Here is a 19,734-nt window from a genome sequence, read left to right as displayed (position 1 = left end):
GAGAGAAAGACGATGGCTGGTAACGCTGGACGGCGCGATGCGACGGTGTCGAGGGCGACCAAGGAGACCGAGATAGAGGTTCGTGTCGATCTCGACGGCACCGGCAAGGCGGATGTCGCGACGGGTGTCGGCTTCTTCGACCACATGCTCGACCAGCTGGCTCGCCATTCCCTCATCGACATGACCATCAAGGCGAAGGGCGATCTCCACATCGACGATCACCACTGCGTCGAGGACGTCGGGATCGCACTCGGTCAGGCGATCCGGCAGGCCTTGGGCGAGCGCAAGGGCATCCGCCGCTACGCTTCTGTCGATCTTGCCATGGACGAATGCCTGACGCGCGCTGCGATCGATGTCTCCGGCCGACCGTTTCTCGTCTTTTCCGCCGAGTTCACGCGGGCCAAGATCGGCACGTTCGACACCGAGCTCGTCCGGGAATTCTTCCAGGCCTTCGCCCAGAACGCCGGATTGACGCTGCACGTGACCAATCTCTACGGCGAGAATTCCCACCATATTGCCGAGACCTGCTTCAAGGCGGTCGCACGCGTTCTCGGGGAGGCGATTTCCATTGATGCGCGCCAAGCCGATCTCGTGCCGTCGACAAAGGGAATGCTCGCTTGACGCACCGACGACACGTATTGACAGAAAGAGCAGACGGATGAGCGCTAGACGTTGGGTCGTGCTCGAACCGCCAGCCGCGAACGACGGCGACAAGACGGCCGAGGCGCGCTTCGTGAAGGATGCCTTCGCACCGCTCGCCTTCCTCTTTCTGTTTCTGTGGCTGTTCTGGCACCGGGTTTGGCTTGCTGGTATCGCCGTTCTAGCACTCGACATTGCCTTCATGATGGTCGGCTGGTGGCAGGGTCTAGGTCTGCTCTCCTCGGTTGCCCAGGCCGGGCTCGCGCTGCTGGTTGGCCTCGAAGGTCGTAACCTGATCGTTGCCAACCAGCTCTGCAAAGGCTGGCGGATGACCTCCGTCGTGCACGCGGACTCGCGAGCCGAGGCCGAACTTCGGTATTTCGGAACGGTCGACACCACACCGAAAACGCGGGCTGAAGGCTATGAAGTACCTGCCGGCGAAAATCCGCGCCTTCCGTGGGCGACGCGGGTCGCGTAAAGCACGGCCATCACCCGAGCAGGATTCAATCAGGACGCGCTGTGATGCAGACGGTCACGATCATCGATTACGGTTCGGGCAATCTGCGCTCGGCGACCAAGGCCTTCGAGCGCGCTGCTCGAGGCATTGGAACGGAGACGAGAATTCTCCTGACGGATGACCCGGACGCGGTCTTGAAGGCCGATCGCGTGGTGCTTCCTGGGGTCGGCGCCTATGCCGACTGCCGCGCCGGTCTCGACGCGGTGCCCGGCATGGTCGATGCGCTCCGCGAGGCAGTCGAGGAAAAGGCGCGGCCCTTTCTCGGCATCTGCGTGGGCATGCAGCTGATGGCCGAGCGCGGCCTCGAAAAGGCGGTGACGCCGGGCTTCGGCTGGGTTAAGGGCGACGTCGTCAAAATCGAACCGAACGATCCCTGCTTGAAGATACCGCAGATGGGCTGGAACACGCTGGAGGTTAGAACTCCGCATCCGCTTCTCGCCGGCATCGAGACCGGACCGGACGGGCTACACGCCTATTTCGTCCACTCCTATCATCTGGCGGCTGCGCGTGCCGACGACCTCGTCGCGACCGCCGACTATGGCGGCCCGGTCACGGCGATGGTGGCGAGTGGCAACAAGGTCGGTACGCAGTTCCATCCGGAAAAGAGCCAGATGCTTGGCCTGAACCTGATCGCGAACTTCCTGGCATGGACGCCGTGAGATGTTCGTCTTCTTCTCGAACCGCCTGGGCTGTCTCGGATCGATCCTCGTTTCCGTCGTCTTGACGATCATCCTGCTCTTTGTCTTCCAGATCATCTAGCCAACCGAACGAGAGGCTCCGCCGTGCCCATCCTCTTTCCCGCCATCGATCTGAAAGATGGTGCGTGCGTTCGCCTGAAACTCGGTTTGATGGACCAGGCGACGGTCTACAATGCCGATCCGGCCGGCCAGTCGCGGGAATTCCACGATGTCGGATTCGGCCATCTCCACGTCGTCGACCTTAACGGCGCGTTCAAAGGTGACTCGGTCAATGGCGAGGCGGTCGACGCAATCCTCGCGGCGGTCGGCAACGAGATGAAAGTCCAGCTCGGCGGCGGCATTCGGACCATGGCCGATATCGAAGGCTGGCTCGACAAGGGCCTTGCCCGGGTGATCCTCGGCACGGTCGCGGTTCGCGATCCCGACCTCGTGAAGGCGGCGGCCAGGCGCTTCCCCGGCCGGATCGCGGTCGGCATCGACGCGAAACGCGGCAAGGTCGCCGTCGAGGGCTGGGCCGAAACCTCCGAACTGACTGCCATCGATCTGGCGAAGCGGTTCGAGGATGCGGGCGTCTCAGCCGTCATCTATACGGATATCGACCGAGACGGCGTCCTCGCCGGCATCAACTGGCCGGCGACCATCGATCTCGCCGAGGCCGTCTCGATCCCCATCATCGCCTCTGGCGGTCTCGCCTCGATGGCTGATATCGTGCGAATGACGATGCCGGATGCGAAAGCGCTGGAAGGTGCGATCTCCGGCCGGGCTCTCTACGACGGACGAATTGACCCGAAAGAGGCGCTGGCGGTGCTCACGCCAACAAGCTGAATCCTAACGGATCTTCTCGAGAAACTGATGCACGGCGCGATTAAACTCGTACGGCGCATCGATATTCGGGACGTGACCCCCATCGACGAGAACGATTTCCGCTTGGCCGAGGCGGGAGGCTATCTCGCTGGCTTGGGCAACAACCGTTTTTGTCTCATGGCGACCAAGGATTAAGAGGCATGGCTTGTCTGGCATCTCGACCGTGATGGGATCAGCGGCGACGATCCCAGCATAGGTTGCGACGATCGCAGCGGGTGCCATTTGCGAGAAACCATCGACGAAGTGCCTACCACCCATCGGGCCGACCCATTTCCGGCTGAGCATAAGTCGGGCCAACGCCAGACCAAGACGTGCAGTCCCGCGCCGACCGAGAACTCTGAAGAACGGCCACAGAATCCGCTGCGGGCCCAGCCATTCGATCAAAGCGCGCACGGGTCCGGTCATCGACAGCGCGAGCGGGGTGTCCGCAAGAATCAGCCCGGTGATCCGTTCCGGAGCCTTTGCGGCCATCGCCAGCGCCACCATACCGCCCAAGAAAACGCCGCAGACAAGAGCCCGGTCGATTTCCAGCCTGTCAAGAAGCGCGACGACGTCCCGCGCGTGGGTCTCGATCGATAGATCTTCGAACGAGCCGGTCGTCTCCCCATGACCCCTCAGATCGGGAACGACCACCCGGCGCGCCCCCGAAAATGCCCGCCACTGGCTCTCCCAGACCTGGCGCGTCTGAACCGCGCCATGCAGGAAGACCAGAGGCGCCCCCTGAATTAGAGGCACTCCGGAGTCGTCGATCGCGAAACGCGTATCTCCGATTTGGACGATCCTCAGCTTTTCACGGGCAGGCTTCAACGGAGAATATCGCACCTTTCAAGCGGGCGTTTTGCGCCGTGACGCTACGCTGGTAGACTGCCGTCCCATGAACATCCAGTCGCAACCCGTCATGACGACCGAGGAATTCCTCCGCTGGAACGAGGGCCGGGAGGGCAAGCGGGAACTCGTGCACGGGAGAGTCTTCGAGATGATGATCAACGTCACCCGCGGTCATGTGAAACTGGCCGGCAAACTGACAGCGATCCTCATCAACGCGCTTGACGAGAGCGAATTCGACATCGGAACGGCCGATTTCGGTGTGCGCACTCCCGCCGGGGTCCGTTATCCAGATGTGTTCGTCGATCGCTCGGGCGGGACGGCGAGTGATCTTGCCGCGATCGAACCTCTGTTCGTCGCGGAAATCCTCTCGCCCTCCTCGCTCGCGATCGATTTCGGCGAAAAGGCCGAGGAATACACGACGATCGAGAGCCTTCGCCACTATCTCGTGCTCTCGCAGGACGAGCCGCGCATCTGGCTTTGGTCGCGCGATGAGGATGGCGTCTTCCAACGGCCACAAATGATCGAGGGACCGGACAGCGAGATCCCGCTCACGGGCTTCGACCTCAACATCAAACTTGCCGATCTCTATCGCGGTATCGCATAAGCGATCTCGACCCCGCTCCAACGATCGGCGCATGCCATGACCCTCAAGGCCCGCATCATCCCCTGCCTCGACGTGAAGGATGGCCGTGTCGTCAAGGGCGTCAACTTCGAAGGCCTGCGCGATGCAGGAGACCCGGTGGAAGCCGCGCGTGCCTATGATGCCGCCGGTGCGGACGAACTCTGCTTCCTCGACATCACCGCTTCCTCCGACGAACGCGAAACGATCGTCGACGTAGTGCGCCGAACCGCCGAGCAGTGTTTCATGCCCGTCACCGTAGGCGGCGGCGTGCGCACGGTGCAGGACGTCCGAACGCTACTTCTTGCCGGCGCCGACAAGGTATCGATCAACACAGCGGCGGTGAATCGGCCGGGCTTCGTCGGCGATGCCGCCGACAAGTTTGGCGACCAGTGCATTGTGGTTGCCATCGACGCGCGTCGCGTGAGCGAGACTGGCGCCGAGCCTCGCTGGGAAATCTTCACCCATGGCGGCCGCCGGGAGACCGGCATCGATGCAGTCGAATTCGCTAGAAAAGTCGTCGCGCTCGGCGCGGGCGAAATCCTTCTCACCTCGATGGACCGGGACGGCACGAAGGCCGGCTTCGATCTCGAATTGACGAAGGCGATCAGCGATACGGTGGCGGTCCCCGTCATCGCGTCCGGTGGTGTGGGCACGCTCGATCATCTTGTGGAAGGTGTCACGAAGGGCGGCGCGGCGGCTGTTCTCGCTGCCTCGATCTTCCATTTCGGCACCTACACGATCGCCGAGGCGAAGGCGTATATGGCCACCGCCGGGGTTCCCATGAGACTTGATCCAGCCGATATTTCGCTCGACGCCGCATGATTCGCTGCCCTCGAAAATGACAGCCTGATGACAGATTTCAGCCTTTCTGATCTGGAAAAGATCGTCGCCGAACGGGCGAATGCATCGCCTTCGGAATCCTATACGGCTAAGCTTAAGGCCATGGGCGTCTCTCACGTCGCCAAGAAGCTAGGCGAAGAGTCAACAGAGACTGTGATCGCCCTCGTTTCGCAGGACGACGACCGCGTCGTCTCCGAAAGCGCAGATCTGATCTACCACCTCCTCGTGGCGCTCAATCTGCGCGGCATTCCCGCCGCCGATATCTTCTCGGAACTCGGCCGTCGAACATCGACGACGGGTCTCGAGGAGAAGGCGGCCCGTCCCCCGGACGGACCGCGCGAGGGGTGAACGGGCGGATGGACCAGCTCGCGCCCATGCTCTTCTCGCCTTACCGCGTCTTTTCGGCTGAAGAGTGGGCTGGATTTCGCGCCGACACGCCTTTGACACTCTCAGCGAGCGAACTGGAAAGCATCCGCTCGATGAACGATCCGGTTGATCTCGACGAGGTTGCTCGGATCTATCTCTCGCTCTCGCGCCTTCTCTCGGCCCATGTCGAGGCATCCCAAGTGCTGTTCGAGCAGCGCCAGCAGTTTCTGTCCGGAAACGGCGTCGGCCACAAGACCCCCTTCGTCATCGGCATCGCGGGCTCCGTGGCCGTGGGAAAGTCAACGACCGCGCGCCTTCTCCAACTGCTCCTCGGCCGTTGGCCGACCTCGCCGAAGGTGGCGCTCGTTACGACGGACGGTTTCCTCTTTCCCAACGCCGTTCTTGAAGAAAAGGGTTTGATGCGCCGCAAGGGTTTCCCGGAGAGCTACGACGTTGGCGCCATTCTGCGGTTCCTATCGGACATCAAGGCCGGCGCGCCGAGCGTGACGGCGCCAGTCTATTCGCACTTCCATTACGACGTGACCGAAGGCAAACGGGCCGTCGTCGACCACCCGGACATTCTGATCTTCGAAGGGCTGAACGTGCTTCAGGTTCAGAAGATGCCGCCGGATGGCCGGGCCGTACCGTTCGTGTCGGACTTCTTCGACTATTCGATCTACATCGACGCTGAGGAGAGCGATATCCACCGGTGGTATATCGACAGGTTCATGCGGCTGCGTGAAACCGCCTTCCAGCAGGAGGACTCCTTCTTTCACCGCTACGCCAAGATTTCCGATGCCGAAGCAAGGCTTACGGCCGAGGATCTCTGGTCCGACATCAACGCCGTCAATCTGCACGAGAATATCTTGCCGACTCGCCCGCGTGCCGATCTTATTCTGAAGAAAGGCCCGAATCATCTCATCAAACAGGTCGCGTTGCGCAAGCTTTAAGTGCAATTCACAAATTGAAATGTACTGTGCAATTCTGTGCTCGCTTAGGACGCTTTCGACAAGAAACTAAATCGACGACCGATCTGTTCGCCTCGCGATCACTTCGGTAGCTCGTCATGGAGAGCTCTGCCTGCCGACTTTTCGCGTTGGATTCCCCCAGTATCATGTCGCTATCACGCGTCTAAGCTTCGAATCATGACCGAAAACCCACCCTCATAAGCGTCATATTCTTGGCGACTTAATCGCGGTGCCTTTTACATTGCTGCGAATTCAATCGCGCTGGGACTTGAAGCGCGCTATGAGCAAGGTCCGTATCGATCGCCCAAGTCCTGTTGCGGGCCGATTCAACGCGAGGTCGTCACCGCAGTGTTTCCGTCTTTCTTTCCAAGCCCGAAACTGTTCTTCCTGTCGGCTGTTGCCTGGGCAGTTGTCGGGATTGCTCTCTGGTACGGATTCGCGGACGAATCAGGGGTGTGGTTCGGCCTACCACGTCCGCCGATGGGCGAAGAGCCGGTCATCGGCGTCTCCATTTTTTGGTCTAACGAGTTCATCTGGTTCTATCTCTACTACGCAGTCATGGTCGCGCTTTTCGCGGCGTTCTGGATGTGGAAGGAACCCCATCCTTGGGCGCTCTGGTCGATCCTCGGATCGGCTTTGATCATTTTCGTCACTTACTTCCAGGTTCAGGTCTCAGTCGCGATCAACGCATGGTACGGACCGTTCTACGACCTCATCCAGGCCGCTCTCGCTCAGACCAGCGAGGTAACACAGGCAGAGTTCTACGGCTCGCTTGCCACTTTTGCGGGAATCGCCTTCGTTGCGGTCACCGTCGGTGTCCTCACACGATTCTTCATCAGCCACTACGTCTTCCGCTGGCGAACGGCGATGAACGATTATTACATGAGCTACTGGGGCAAACTCAGGATGATCGAGGGTGCTTCACAGCGTATCCAGGAAGATACGATGCGCTTCGCCTCGATTACCGAGAACCTCGGTGTGAACTTCATCGAGGCAGTCATGACGCTCATAGCGTTCCTGCCGGTACTCCTCGTCTTGTCCGCGAATATCACATCTCTGCCGCTGATCGGCGAAGTTCCCTATCCGCTGGTCATTGCAGCGCTGCTCTGGTCCGCATTCGGAACGACGTTTCTTGCGCTTGTCGGTATCAAGCTGCCTGGACTCGAATTCAGGAACCAGCGTGTGGAAGCGGCCTATCGAAAGGAGCTCGTCTACGGGGAAGACAATGCCGACCGCGCGCAGCCACCCAAAATCAGCACTCTCTACTCCAGCGTGCGCCGCAACTATTTCCGGCTCTATTTCCACTATATGTACTTCAACGTGGCGCGTATCGGTTATCTCCAGACCGATAACATCTTCCCCTATATTATCCTTGCACCTACCATCGTTGTCGGTGCGATCACGCTTGGTACCATGAACCAGATCCTCAACGCCTTTCAGCAGGTGCGGACGTCGTTCCAATATCTTGTAAATTCATGGACGACGATCGTCGAACTGCTGTCGATTCACAAACGCCTGAAGGGCTTCGAGGCAGCGATCCACGATGAACCTCTACCGAGCGTCGATCGGGAATGGCTCGCCAGGCATTCACCGGCGGAGTGAAACAGAGGCTCTGATTGCCGTGCGCGGCCGCGCTTTTTCGGAAGGTTTCGACCGGTTGGCCTAAGGCCAACGAAAATGGGTTCCGCCTTTCGACTGAGCCTGCCGCGGATCGAATAAAGCTCAGACGATCAGACCTGACCGCCTGACACGTCAGGCGGAAATAAGCATCGCCACCGGGAGCGTCTGCAGAACATCAGCGAGGCGAAGCTCCGAGCCGGTCCATTCGGCCTCTGTCATGACGTCTCTGAACGTCCTCGTTGCTAGCGCTTCCGGGAGCACGATGCTCGTGCCCTGCCAGCGCTCCGCCGGCACCGATGGTTCCAATTTCCCGTCTAGGAGGGTCAGGGTCATCCGTGGCGCGACGGTGATTGATGCCTCACCGTTCTCGGCGACCCTCGCGAAGGCTACCACCCAACCAGCACCTGGCCCTTCAACGACGAGCGGCTGATAGCTGCCCAACGTGAAGAGGGTGGAAGCGTCTTGCCGCATTTTGAGGCCGGCGGCAGTCAGTTTCGCCTTCAGGCGTCCGGAGCGCCAGTCGGCAAGGAGGGCTGCGGGATCGGCTTCAGCTTCGAGAGCCTCAATCCGCGCATCGAAATCAACGGGGCGGCGGTTATCCGGATCGACGAGGGAGAAGTCGTAGAATTCCGTGCCCTGATAGATATCCGGAACGCCGGGCGCAGTCAGTTTAATTGCCGTCTGGGAGAGGCTGTTAAGCGCACCGGCAGCCACGAAAGGCTGGACGCTAGACCAGAACTCGCTGATCAGCTCTTCCTGAGGATCGACCATCGCCTCGACGAAGTTGCGCAAAGCCTTTTCATACTTCTCGGCAGGCGCCGTCCAACTGGTATAGCGTTTGGCCTCCCGCACTGCCTTTTCCGCGAAACCCGTGAGCCGCTCGGCGATCTCTTCGCACTGCTCTTTATCGGCGGGATCGAAATCCGTGGGCAAGACGCCGAGGAGCGCCTGATAAAGACCCCATTCGGTCGCAGGATCCGGGGAGAAAAGGCCAGGCTCGATGTCTTTGCGCCAGCCGGTCATAACGGCGGCGAAACTGGAGACCAGCGCGCGCCAGCGGCCCGGCGCCTCGGAAAGCGTGTAGATGCGAGCACGCGCATCCTCGCCGCGCTTGGTGTCGTGCGTTGTCGTCGCAAGCAGACCCGAAGGCTGGTCTTCGATTCGGACCTGCATCGCCTCGTGGAAGCTATCGACATCGGCCCCGTAGTGGTCTGGCTCACCGCCCACCTCGTTGAGCGCAATCAGTCGGTTGTAGCGGTAGAAGACCGTGTCCTCGACGGCCTTGGCCATCACTGCGCCGGTCGTCTGCTGGAACCGGCGCGTGAAGTTCAGAGCGCCGGCGACGTCCGCGCCATCCTCGAAGTCCAGCTTCAGGAGCCGGCCGATGAACTGGATCGGCTCGTCCGCCTCCACCTCGCGACGCGTCATCGCCAGATCGACAGCTTCGTCGATGATCGCGACGTCGCGGCGAGGCACGCCGTCGACGGAACCGTAGGTGCGGTAGACCGGAAGTGCGGCGGCGACCTCCACAATTGAGCGCGCGAGCGTGTCGCGCCCAAGGTCGCGGGTCGAAAGCCCGCGCGAAGCGACGTCGAGTGCAAGGCCAGTCAGAACGGTCAGTTCGCCTGCAAGATTGCGCTGAAAGATTGAACGCTTCTCCGCGAGGATCATCGCGCGCAAGTCTTCCCTGCGCCCGATGAAGGTGTGGTACGCCTCGCTCATGCCCTCTTCGCGCTTGGCATCGACGTAGAGGTCGGAAAGCGCAGTGATGAATTCGTAACCGGTCGTGCCATCGATCGCCCAGGAAGAGCGCAGGCGCTCCTCGCCGGTCAGAATCTTTTCGACATGAATGCTCGGAGATCGACGCACCGCTCGGAAGGCGTGGTTGAGATCGTCGAGATAGGTTTTCGGGTCGGCTAACCCGTCGACATGGTCAATGCGAACACCATCGAGCCGACGCTCGCGCGCAAGCCGGATGATCATCTGATGGCTCTCGCTGAAGACCCGACGCATCTCCTGCCTCACGCCGATCAGGTCGGCGATCTCGAAGAAGCGGCGGTAGGTCAAGCGCTCGCGGGCCGTCCGCCACCAGGCGAGCCGCCAGGCCTGGGCCTCATGAAGGGCGTGGAGCGCCTGCCTGTCGTCGTTGATTGCCGAGATCGCCGCATGGAGGGCCGTGCGGAAGCTTTCATCCTGCAGGTGCTCGCTCAGCCGTTCGCGCAATTCGTCGGCTTCCGGCGGCGTGGAAACGGAGAAGCGCCGCACCAGTCGATCGCGTTCATCGTGGTCGAGAAGGCCGAAGACGTGGCCGTAGGTGCGAGGATCGATCGGCAGGCCGTAGCCCGCCGCATCGAAGCGGAAGGCGGGTGTCGCCTCGTCGAGGACGATCGTCAAATCGCCGGCTTCCAGCGCATCGCCATAAGGCTTGCCGAGCACGGGGACGAGAATGCGCTTGGCTTCCCAGGAGATGTCGAACGTATAAGCGTAACGGCTTTCTTCGCCCCACCGCAGCACGTCCTCCCACCAATGGTTATGCGGGGAAACGCCCATGTGATTCGGCACGAAATCGAGGATCAGCCCGATATCGGCTGAGGAGAGCGCGTTCGACATCTCGGTGAAGCCGCCGATGCCGCCGAGATCCTCCTCCAGCGCGTTGTAGTCGGTAACGTCGTAGCCGTGGGTCGATCCTTGTGAAGCCGCGAAGATTGGAGAAGCGTAGAGATGGCTTATGCCGAGACGTTTCCAGTAGCGAGCGAGATCGCGCGCAGTTGCGAAATCAGTGCCTTCCCTGAATTGAAGCCGATAGGTTGAGACGAGTGGCGCGGTCATGAGGGGTTCGGCCTTTCTTCGCGCATTGCCCGCGCCAAACTTAGGAAGCGCTCGTGTCCGTCGAGATCTTCAAGAGCGAAATCCTGGCGTATGCGCCAATTGGGGTACTGATCAGTGGTGCCGGGAAGGTTCGGCTGGTGGGTAGCACCAAGCATGTCTTCCAGCTGAACAGTGAGGAGCAGCGACGGCGTGCGCGCGACATAGCGGTGGACCGCCTCGCTAAGAACTTGGTTCAACTCGGCGGACAAAGGCGCATCTCCGTTGAGCATCTGCTCGTATTCGTGAGGTATCAGGCTAGCTTTGCGCAAGGCGACGAGAAGGTCGATCCGCTCTTCCGCGCGGCTCTTCAGGTCGCGCTGGGTCGCGGCCGAATCCTGCGTACCGGCTTCCTCGCGCAGCTTGATGTCGGTGCCCTTCCACCAGCCCGCAAGCGGTGCGAGATCATGGGTCGAGATACAGGCGAGCGCGAGTTTCGGATAGATATGAGGCGCCAGGAACGCATCGTCTCGGCGCTCGAAATAGAGGACCCGGTAGGAGAGGATGTTGGCCTGCTCCATCGTGTCCCGAAAGCCTTCTGGTACGGTCCCCAGATCCTCGCCGATGACAATACAATGATTGGTGTTCGAGGCTTCTGCGACAGCATCGACCATCTCGCCCAGCGGATAGCGGACATAACCGCCCCCGGCCGAGGACTGGTCTCCGGGAATCCACCATAGCCGCGCAAGTCCCATCGCATGGTCGATACGCACCGCGCCGGCATGGAGCGTGAGCTGTCCGAAGGCGTTGCGCAGCGGCGTATAGTCCCGTTCCTGAAGCGCCTTCGGAGAGAGCGGTGCGAGGCCCCAGTCCTGGCCGGCCGAGTTAAACATGTCCGGCGGCGCGCCCACGCGGGCTGCAGCAACGGTCAGCGCCGGATCGGCCCAAGTCTCGGCACCATCCGGGGCCACGCCGACCGCGAGATCGAGATAGAGCCCGATTGCCATACCCTCGGATTTCGCACGCGCCTGCACGCTGGCGATCTGTTCGTCGACCTCGAACTGCAGCCATTTGTGGAAGTTGATCTCGTCGAAGTTGTCGCGCTCGAAATCGTCCACGGCATCGCTCGTCCGATCCTGCAGTGCTTCCGGCCAGTGATGCCAGCCGGCATGGCCGCCATCGGCGACCTGAGACTGCGAGATCGCCTCGAAAAGTGCGAAGTCGTGCAAGGTCGATCCGCTGCCGGAGACGAAACGCTCAAACGCCTGGGACGCGGCGATATCGTCCTTCCGCGTTCCGTAGATCATCCGGAGCAGACGATTCTTCAGGCGGCAGACCGTCGGATAATCGACCAGCGATCCGTCGAGCCCTTCGAACAGTGCCGGCTCGTCCGCGCGGAGCGTCTCGATCGCTTTCGCACCCCCCTCGATCTTGTCGATGGCAAGATAGAGCGGGTTGTTGAAGCGCCGGGTCGAGGGCGAATAGGGCGAGATGCGACTACCGTCGGCCATAAAGAGTGCATGCAGCGGATTGACGCCGATGAATGACGCGCCCTCGCGCGCCGCGATGACCGCCAGCCGCGCGAGATCCTCGTAATCGCCGATGCCGAGATTGCGCTGCGAGCGCAGCCCGTAAAGCTGGCACGATATGCCCCAGCGACGATGCTTGGCCACTACGGGCGGAAGCGCGCAACTCTTCTCAGGCGCCTGCCTCGCTTCCGAGAAATGCCCTTGTTCGCCATTCTCAGGATCGACCGACAATGCCATTAGCAGTCGCTCTTTCGCTTCATCGGCAATGACCTTCCGCTCGCCCATCTCAGAGGTATAGACCGACTGGATTCCGTGGCTTTCAGCCAGCAGGTCGAGTGATCGGCTCAAGCGGTGCCTCCCATGATGAGCTTTTGGTCCGAGAGTCGAAAAACGACAGAAGTGGGCGGCAGGGTCCCGTCAGCAAGCCGACTATCCGCATTTGCGGGATAGGCATGAACGAGATCGCCTGCTGTCAGGTCCGTGGGCGTCAAGTCGCTCGGAAGCGGCCAAGGTTCGTCGCTAAGATTGGCGAACAGGTGAAGTGCCTTCCCGTCCTGAAGGGTCCAGACAACCGCGAAAGCCAGCGTATCCTCGGCAGAGTAATAAGAACCGCAATTTGCAGGAACATTCTTCAGCAACGGAACGATCGTCTCGCGACGGATCTTCAACAGGCGTTTGACCTGTTCGAGCCGGCGTAGATGGTTTGGGCGATTGAGTTCCGACCAATCGAGCATCGATGCGGCGAACGTCGTCTCCGCGTTCGGATCGGGGATCAGTTCACGCGTTTCAGCGGCGTGGAAGGCGGTGAACTTTGCAAATTCCGAGCGCCGACCTTCACGCACTGCATCGGCGAGATCGCCGTCGAAATCGGTGAAGAAGCAAAACGGATGGGTCTCGCCCCATTCCTCGCCCATGAAGATCAGGGGGATGTGGGGCGAGAGGAGCAGGATCGCCTGGGCGCATTCGACCATGCGGCGGGAGGCGAGATCGGTCAGTCGCTCGCCGAAGGCCCGATTGCCGATCTGGTCGTGGTTCTGGATGAAGTTGACGAAGGCCGTCGGCGGCAGATGCTCGGACCTTGACCCGATCTTCTTGTCGCGCACCGGTGAATAATCGCCTTGAAAAACAAAGCCGGTCGCAAGGGATTTCGCAATTTGTGAGACGCTGCCGCGCGTGTAGTCGGCGTAATAGGCCTCCTGCTCGTGGGTCGCGAGGACGTGGACCGTGTGATGGAGGTCGTCGTTCCACTCGCCCGAGACGAGCAGTGGCTGGCCGGTCTCGCCGCGCTCGATATGCCAGGTGATGTTGCGGTCGTCCTCGGTGGTGAGGTGCACGTGCCGGCCGGGGAAGCGCTTGCGCACGGCGGCAGCGAGTTCTTTAACCAGCGGCGTGTCGGTCGTGTCCTTGATGGAATCAATTGCATCCAGCCGCAGGCCATCGAAGCGGAATTCCTCGAGCCAGTAGAGCGAATTTTCGATCATGAAGGCGCGAACCGGCTCTTCGTCATAAGCGATCGCCGGGCCCCAGGGGGTATGAATCTCTTCATGGAAGAACTCGGGCGCATAGGCGCCGAGGTAATTCCCATCTGGTCCGAAGTGGTTGTAGACCACGTCGAGAAAGACACTGAGCCCGCGCGAATGGGCGGCATCGATCAGCCGCTTGAGGCCGGCATCGCCACCATAGGCCTCGTGCGGACAGTAGAGCATCACGCCGTCATAGCCCCACCCGCGCTTGCCCATGAACTGGGCGACGGGCAGGAGCTCGATCGTCGTGATGCCGACGGATTTCAGGAAATCGAGCTTGTCCTCGATGCCCTCGAAGGTCCCTTTTTGCGAGAAAGTCCCGGTGTGAAGCTCGTAGAAGACGGTCTCTTCCCAAGGCCGGCCGTTCCATTCGGGCGTCGTCCAGCGATAGGCGTTGGGATCAGTAAGAACAGAAAGGGAATGGACATCGCCGAACTGCCGGCGCGAAGCGGGATCGGGCACGACGAGCCCGTCGTTCAGCCGAAACCCGTAAGCACCGCCGACCGAAACCTTGTCGGTCGTCAGTCGCCACCATCCGGCGTCGTCCTTCTCCATCGGAAGAAAGACGGCCGGCTCGCCCTTCGCATCGCCGACTGCGAGCTCGATCGATGGCGCAGAAGGGGCCCAGAGACGAAACTCGGCGCCGGACGAGACCAGCCGTGGGCCCCAAGAAGTCTCGAACACAAACCCATTATCCGTTGAAGTCATGTGGTCAGGCCGTGTCCTTCTATTAGAGGAGCATCATCCGGCTATCCGTGGTCCAAATCCGATGCCAGGCTACGGCATTTCCGTACACCGCAACGCCCTTCGCCTAATTGGAGCGAACGCCGCCAGTTCCAGCCCGCAAGCCGCTCAAATAATCATCGCCAGACAAGGAACTCATATCGCGCGCGACCGAACGACGATTAGGCTTCGGCGCGAAACGAACGACGCCCGGCTCGAACCGAACCGGGCGCGGATCTCTCTCGTCGAATCCCCCGATCGGGAGGACCACAGCCAGGATCAGGCAGCCTGCGCCTGCCTTCCCTTCCGCCCCGCCTCGCCGCGCACGAGATCGTGCATGAAGCCCAGCTTCTCGATTACCGCGGAAGACAGGACGAACGGATAGAGATCCTGATGGCCCATCGAGCGGTTGAACGAGTTGAGGGCCGCGGAAAGCGGCAACCATGCGTCGGTGATCTGCTCGATCGACGTATCGCGCGCATACGGATCGAAATCGATCCGTGTCGTCAACAGCCCCTGGTCCGGGATGCGCGGATCGACGGTCACGCCCCAGGCATGACCGGTCTCCAGCGTGTCGACGATGTGGAGATAGTGCGCCCAGGTCTCGGCGAAGTCCTCCCAGGCATGAGCGCCGGCATAAGATGAGACATACTCATTCTGCCAGTCGGGCTTCGGACCGTTCTCGTAATGGCGCTGCAGCGCTTCGCCGTAATCTTCGGTGTCGTCGCCGAAGAGCCCACGGCAGGCGTCCAGCGCGCCCTCGTTGCCGTCGCGCACGATGCGATCCCAGTACCAGTGGCCGACTTCGTGGCGGAAATGCCCGAGCAGCGTCCGGTAAGGCTCGCCCATGGACTGACGCCGGCTGACGCGCTCGGCATCGTCGGCTTCGGCGAGCGCGATGGTGATGAGGCCGCGATCGTGCCCGGTCATGACGTTTCCGGGCGTGCCGTCGTCCTCGGCAAGAAAGTCGAAGCCGAGGCCTTCTTCGTGCTCGTTGCGCGTCGCGAGCGGCAGGCCGAAGCGGTTGATTGCATAGAAAAGGCGATGCTTGCCGATTTCCATCTTCTGCCAACGGGCAAGATTCACTGGGTCGGCAACGTTGGGAACGGTTTCATTGTGCCGACAAGCGAGACAATACATGTCCTCGGTATCCGCCGGAAGCAGCCAGTTGCAGACGCCGTACTGATAGTTGTCGCAATATTTGAGAGTCGATACGTCCGAATGGGAACCGGCTTCCTTCCAGAAGTCGTCTTCCTTATCGAGCGCGATCATTTCTTCGCGCTGCGGATCGTAGCCGAGCGAGCGGCCGCATCTTTCGCAGGCGACGTTTTCAAAGAACACGACCTGCTGACAGGCCGAGCAGGAAAACAGTTTCATTGTCAGGTCCCTGGGGCAATTGTTACGCGCGCGGTCGCGCGATGGGCGTCAATGCGGAAACAGTACGATCGTTCCGACCAACCCGGCAATTCGGATACAATATCGTGCATTGTTCGACGAAGGGGATAGCTGCCGGCCCTTGTCGGCTTGCAGCTCTGGTCTAAGCATAGGTGACGAACTGAAAGCCGAAGCGGAATCAGAAAGCGCCCATGTCGATCCTCGCCAGCCTTCGCCACCTGACCCATTACAAGTACGACCGCCCGGTCGTCCTCGGCCCCCAGGTGATCCGGCTGCGGCCAGCACCGCATTCGCGGACCCGTATACCGTCCTACTCGTTGAAGGTTTCGCCCGAACAGCATTTCGTCAACTGGCACCAAGACCCGTTTGGCAACTATCTCGCCCGCTTCGTCTTCCCCGAGCCGGTGCGCGAGTTCAAGATCGAGGTCGATCTCCTCGCCGACATGACGGTCTACAACCCCTTCGACTTCTTCATCGAGGAGCATGCCGAGGAATTCCCCTTCACCTATCCGGACGAGGTGAAGAAGGAGCTCGAATCCTATCTCGACCCGGAACCGGCGGGCGAGAGGTTCCGCGCGTTCATCGAAGAGATCGACCTGATGCCCGGCCAGCGCACCATCGATTTCCTCGTCGGGCTCAACCAGAAGATCGAGAAGCGGGTCGACTATCTCGTCCGAATGGAGCCCGGCGTTCAGACGCCCGACGAAACGCTGACCAAGAATTCCGGGTCCTGCCGCGATTCCTCCTGGCTCCTCGTCAACACGCTGAGGCATCTCGGCTTCGCCGCGCGCTTCGTGTCCGGCTACCTCATCCAGCTGAAGCCGGATGTCGTCTCGCTCGACGGGCCGGCCGGCACGAGCCATGACTTCACCGATCTCCACGCCTGGGGCGAAGTCTACATTCCCGGCGCAGGGTGGATCGGCCTCGATCCGACCTCCGGGCTCCTAACGGGCGAGAGCCACATTCCCCTCGCCGCAACGCCGCACTACCGCTCTGCCGCGCCGATCTCGGGTCTCGTCGGCTTCGCCGAGGTCGATTTCGAATTCGACATGACGGTGGGCCGCATCTCGGAGCGCCCGCGCGTCACTTATCCCTTCTCCGACGAAAGCTGGGAAGCGCTCGACGCGCTCGGCAAGACGGTCGACGCGGAGCTCGAGGCGAACGATGTGCGCCTTACCATGGGCGGCGAGCCGACCTTCGTCTCGATCGACGAGTTCGAATCGCCCGAGTGGAACTCCGACGCGACCGGCCCGATGAAGCGAGGCCTCGGCGACGACATGATCCGCCGCCTGCGCGACCGCTTCGCCCCGGGCGGATTTCTGCATTACGGCCAGGGCAAGTGGTATCCGGGCGAGACCCTGCCACGCTGGACCTTCTCCCTCTACTGGCGCAAGGACGGCGCGCCGATCTGGCAGAACAGCGATCTCGTCGCCCGCGAAAAGACCGAGGCCGAAATCGGGCCGGACGAGTCGGAGGCCTTCACGAAGGCCGTCGCCGAGGCGTTGGAAATCCAGGCCGAAAACGTGTTGCCGGCCTTCGAGGACGCATCCTTCTGGATCGCCCGCGAACAGGGCCTGCCGGACAATGTCGAGCCGACCGATTCCAAGCTCGAAGATCGCGAGGAGCGCGCGCGGCTCGCGAAGGTCTTCGATCACGGCCTGTCGAAGCCGACCGGGCACGTGCTGCCGGTCCAGGCCTGGCAGTCGCGGTCGAGCAAGGTCCGCTGGATGTCGGAAAGATGGCGGACGCGACGCAAGCATCTTTACTTGACGCCGGGCGACTCGGCCCTCGGCTACCGCCTGCCGCTGGCCTCCCTGCCCTATCTGGGCAAGGGCGACTATCCCTATATCCATCCCGCCGACCCAACCCAGCCTTTCCCGCCGCTGCCGCCGCAGAGCCGCGAACAATGGGGCCGCACCGAGCGGCAGACGCACGATCCGAACTCAGCGAAAGCCGACACGGTCGCCGGCCGGCGGCGCGAAATGACGCCGCTGCCGCCGCTGTCTTCACAAGCCGACGGTTCGACGGTTCCGCGCGGCACCACCTTCACAGCGGTCGCTGCGGAGAACGCCGAGATCCATGGCTTCGTTCGAACAGCGCTCTCGGTCGAACCGCGCGACGGGAAGCTTTGCGTCTTCATGCCACCGCTGGAGCTGACGGAAGCCTATCTCGACCTGCTCGGTGCGATCGAGGAGGCCGCGCGCGATCTCGATATGCCCATTCAGATCGAGGGTTATGCCCCTCCACACGATCCTCGGCTTAACGTGATTCGGGTCGCCCCCGATCCGGGGGTCATCGAGGTGAACGTCCACCCGGCTTCGAGCTGGGAGGAGGCGAAGGCGATCACCCAAGGCGTCTATGAGGATGCCCGGCAGTCGCGCCTCGGCACCGACAAGTTCATGGTGGACGGCAAGCATGCCGGCACCGGCGGCGGCAATCATGTGGTGGTCGGCGGCGCAACGCCGCTCGACTCACCCTTCCTGCGCCGGCCGGATCTCCTGAAGTCGCTGGTCCTCTACTGGCAGCGCCATCCGTCGCTCTCCTACCTCTTCTCCGGCCTCTTCATCGGCCCGACGAGCCAGGCCCCGCGCATCGACGAAGGCCGGCACGACCAGCTCTACGAGCTGGAAATCGCCATGGCGCAGGTGACCGAGGACAGTTTCTCGACGCCGCCCTGGCTGGTCGACCGGTTATTCCGCAATCTCCTGATCGACGTGACGGGCAACACCCATCGCGCCGAGATCTGCATCGACAAGCTCTATTCGCCGGACGGTCCGACGGGCCGCCTCGGCCTCGTCGAATTTCGCGGCTTCGAGATGCCGCCCGAGCCGAAGATGTCGCTCGCCCAGCAGCTGCTGATCCGCGCGATGATCGCGAAATTCTGGAAGCAGCCGGAAGACGGCAAGTTCGTGCGCTGGGGGACGAACCTGCACGATCGCTTCATGCTACCGGAATTCGTCTGGCAGGATTTCCTCGACGTTCTCGGCGATCTCACCCGTGCCGGCTATCCGATGCGGCCCGAATGGTTCGAGGCGCAGGCCGAATTCCGCTTCCCATTCTGCGGCAAGATCGAGCGCGAGGGTATCGAACTCGAACTGCGGCAGGCGCTGGAGCCGTGGCATGTGATGGGCGAGACCGGCGCGATCGGCGGCACGGTGCGCTTCGTCGATTCATCCGTCGAGCGCCTTCAGGTGAAGCTCTCGAATTTCGACAAGGCCCGTCACATCGTCACCTGCAACGGCCGCGAGGTGCCGATGACGGCGACCGGAACGGGCAAGGAGGCCGTCGCGGGCGTGCGCTTCAAGGCATGGCAGCCGCCATCCGGCCTCCATCCGACGATCCCGGTGCATGCACCGCTCACTTTCGACATCTACGATACGTGGTCGAGGCGGTCGCTGGGCGGCTGTACCTATCACGTCGCTCATCCGGGCGGGCGGAACTACGACACCTTCCCGGTCAACTCCTACGAAGCCGAAGCCCGCCGCCTCGCGCGCTTCGAGCCGATCGGCCATACGCCGGGTAGCTACGCGCCGGTCCGCGAGATCGCCGATCCGAGCTTCCCGATGACGCTCGATCTGAGGCGTCCGTCGGGGCTGGCGGTCGGCTAGTCGATCCGCGCGCATTCGGCGTCCGCTGCGCTGAAACGCGGACGCAGAGCGTGGACCGAGGTGAATAATGACCTACTCGGTTCGTGAAGAGACTGGTGAGTCTCGTTCGCGCATGAAAAAGGGCCGCCTGACAGGCGGCCCTTTCGAGAGATGCTGCGGACGAGCAGCGGCCGTGCTTAAAGCTTCTTT

Annotated in this window: 15 protein-coding genes; 10 read left to right on the top strand and 5 right to left on the bottom strand. The window is 61.7% G+C overall.

Going from position 1 to position 19,734, the window contains the following annotated elements:
• Window positions 1-12 precede the first annotated feature (12 nt).
• The 4 genes from hisB to hisA all read left to right on the top strand — a co-directional run bounded on the left by hisB (window position 13) and on the right by hisA (window position 2,679).
• Window positions 13-621 (top strand): imidazoleglycerol-phosphate dehydratase HisB, encoded by a 609-nt coding sequence (gene hisB / locus FP2506_RS03025; RefSeq protein ID WP_007065909.1) that lies wholly within the window; start codon window positions 13-15, stop codon window positions 619-621.
• Window positions 622-658: 37 nt separating this feature from the next.
• The gene (locus FP2506_RS03020) at window positions 659-1,117 is read left to right on the top strand and encodes a DUF2628 domain-containing protein (protein WP_187289020.1); all 459 of its coding nucleotides are present in this window, start codon (window positions 659-661) and stop codon (window positions 1,115-1,117) included.
• 44 nt (window positions 1,118-1,161) lie between these two features.
• A complete protein-coding gene (gene hisH, locus FP2506_RS03015; protein WP_007065907.1) occupies window positions 1,162-1,815 on the top strand; it encodes an imidazole glycerol phosphate synthase subunit HisH in 654 nt (217 codons plus the stop codon).
• 123 nt (window positions 1,816-1,938) lie between these two features.
• The gene (gene hisA / locus FP2506_RS03010; protein WP_007065905.1) at window positions 1,939-2,679 is read left to right on the top strand and encodes a 1-(5-phosphoribosyl)-5-[(5-phosphoribosylamino)methylideneamino]imidazole-4-carboxamide isomerase; all 741 of its coding nucleotides are present in this window, start codon (window positions 1,939-1,941) and stop codon (window positions 2,677-2,679) included.
• 3 nt (window positions 2,680-2,682) lie between these two features.
• Here the strand turns inward: hisA and FP2506_RS03005 are convergent, their stop codons facing one another.
• Window positions 2,683-3,525, bottom strand: a complete 843-nt coding sequence (locus tag FP2506_RS03005; RefSeq protein WP_007065904.1) for an alpha/beta fold hydrolase — start codon at window positions 3,523-3,525, stop codon at window positions 2,683-2,685.
• Window positions 3,526-3,592: 67 nt separating this feature from the next.
• On the opposite strand from FP2506_RS03005, the gene FP2506_RS03000 reads away from it, so the two are divergent.
• The 5 genes from FP2506_RS03000 (at window position 3,593) to sbmA (ending at window position 7,944) form a co-directional block, all read left to right on the top strand.
• Complete coding sequence (locus tag FP2506_RS03000; RefSeq protein WP_007065903.1) at window positions 3,593-4,150, top strand: Uma2 family endonuclease; 558 nt, start codon at window positions 3,593-3,595, stop codon at window positions 4,148-4,150.
• A gap of 36 nt (window positions 4,151-4,186) precedes the next feature.
• Complete coding sequence (gene hisF, locus FP2506_RS02995) at window positions 4,187-4,990, top strand: imidazole glycerol phosphate synthase subunit HisF (protein ID WP_007065902.1); 804 nt, start codon at window positions 4,187-4,189, stop codon at window positions 4,988-4,990.
• Between the two features lie 27 nt (window positions 4,991-5,017).
• The gene (locus FP2506_RS02990; protein WP_007065901.1) at window positions 5,018-5,356 is read left to right on the top strand and encodes a phosphoribosyl-ATP diphosphatase; all 339 of its coding nucleotides are present in this window, start codon (window positions 5,018-5,020) and stop codon (window positions 5,354-5,356) included.
• Window positions 5,357-5,364: 8 nt separating this feature from the next.
• Window positions 5,365-6,324 (top strand): type I pantothenate kinase, encoded by a 960-nt coding sequence (coaA, locus tag FP2506_RS02985; protein WP_040488870.1) that lies wholly within the window; start codon window positions 5,365-5,367, stop codon window positions 6,322-6,324.
• A gap of 366 nt (window positions 6,325-6,690) precedes the next feature.
• The gene (gene sbmA, locus FP2506_RS02980; RefSeq protein WP_040488868.1) at window positions 6,691-7,944 is read left to right on the top strand and encodes a peptide antibiotic transporter SbmA; all 1,254 of its coding nucleotides are present in this window, start codon (window positions 6,691-6,693) and stop codon (window positions 7,942-7,944) included.
• A gap of 150 nt (window positions 7,945-8,094) precedes the next feature.
• On the opposite strand, the gene treY is transcribed toward sbmA, so the two are convergent.
• The 4 genes from treY to FP2506_RS02955 all read right to left on the bottom strand — a co-directional run bounded on the left by treY (window position 8,095) and on the right by FP2506_RS02955 (window position 15,919).
• Window positions 8,095-10,791 carry a malto-oligosyltrehalose synthase gene (treY, locus tag FP2506_RS02975; RefSeq protein ID WP_007065898.1) on the bottom strand — a complete coding sequence of 899 codons (2,697 nt, stop codon included), beginning with the start codon at window positions 10,789-10,791 and terminating at the stop codon, window positions 8,095-8,097.
• Complete coding sequence (gene malQ / locus FP2506_RS02970) at window positions 10,788-12,644, bottom strand: 4-alpha-glucanotransferase (protein WP_007065897.1); 1,857 nt, start codon at window positions 12,642-12,644, stop codon at window positions 10,788-10,790. Before malQ ends, treY begins: the two co-directional genes overlap by 4 nt.
• Window positions 12,641-14,503 carry a malto-oligosyltrehalose trehalohydrolase gene (gene treZ, locus FP2506_RS02965; RefSeq protein WP_244404115.1) on the bottom strand — a complete coding sequence of 621 codons (1,863 nt, stop codon included), beginning with the start codon at window positions 14,501-14,503 and terminating at the stop codon, window positions 12,641-12,643. Before treZ ends, malQ begins: the two co-directional genes overlap by 4 nt.
• Before the next feature lie 318 nt (window positions 14,504-14,821).
• Complete coding sequence (locus FP2506_RS02955) at window positions 14,822-15,919, bottom strand: zinc-binding metallopeptidase family protein (protein ID WP_007065895.1); 1,098 nt, start codon at window positions 15,917-15,919, stop codon at window positions 14,822-14,824.
• A 209-nt stretch (window positions 15,920-16,128) separates the two neighbouring features.
• Here FP2506_RS02955 and FP2506_RS02950 point away from each other — a divergent pair, with 209 nt between their 5' ends.
• Window positions 16,129-19,545 (top strand): transglutaminase family protein, encoded by a 3,417-nt coding sequence (locus FP2506_RS02950; RefSeq protein WP_007065894.1) that lies wholly within the window; start codon window positions 16,129-16,131, stop codon window positions 19,543-19,545.
• Window positions 19,546-19,734: the final 189 nt, after the last annotated feature.

It is taken from the genome of Fulvimarina pelagi HTCC2506 (assembly GCF_000153705.1).
Taxonomy (GTDB): domain Bacteria; phylum Pseudomonadota; class Alphaproteobacteria; order Rhizobiales; family Rhizobiaceae; genus Fulvimarina; species Fulvimarina pelagi.
The sequence above is the reverse complement of the archived record's forward strand: the minus strand, read 5'-3'. Positions and strand labels throughout refer to the sequence as shown.

Coding starts and splice junctions, on each gene's coding strand:
- hisB (WP_007065909.1), top strand. CDS start 13: ATGGCTGGTAACGCTGGACGGCGCGATGCGACGGTGTCGAGGGCGACC.
- FP2506_RS03020 (WP_187289020.1), top strand. CDS start 659: ATGAGCGCTAGACGTTGGGTCGTGCTCGAACCGCCAGCCGCGAACGAC.
- hisH (WP_007065907.1), top strand. CDS start 1,162: ATGCAGACGGTCACGATCATCGATTACGGTTCGGGCAATCTGCGCTCG.
- FP2506_RS03000 (WP_007065903.1), top strand. CDS start 3,593: ATGAACATCCAGTCGCAACCCGTCATGACGACCGAGGAATTCCTCCGC.
- hisF (WP_007065902.1), top strand. CDS start 4,187: ATGACCCTCAAGGCCCGCATCATCCCCTGCCTCGACGTGAAGGATGGC.
- FP2506_RS02990 (WP_007065901.1), top strand. CDS start 5,018: ATGACAGATTTCAGCCTTTCTGATCTGGAAAAGATCGTCGCCGAACGG.
- coaA (WP_040488870.1), top strand. CDS start 5,365: ATGGACCAGCTCGCGCCCATGCTCTTCTCGCCTTACCGCGTCTTTTCG.
- treY (WP_007065898.1), bottom strand. CDS start 10,791: ATGACCGCGCCACTCGTCTCAACCTATCGGCTTCAATTCAGGGAAGGC.
- FP2506_RS02955 (WP_007065895.1), bottom strand. CDS start 15,919: ATGAAACTGTTTTCCTGCTCGGCCTGTCAGCAGGTCGTGTTCTTTGAA.
- FP2506_RS02950 (WP_007065894.1), top strand. CDS start 16,129: ATGTCGATCCTCGCCAGCCTTCGCCACCTGACCCATTACAAGTACGAC.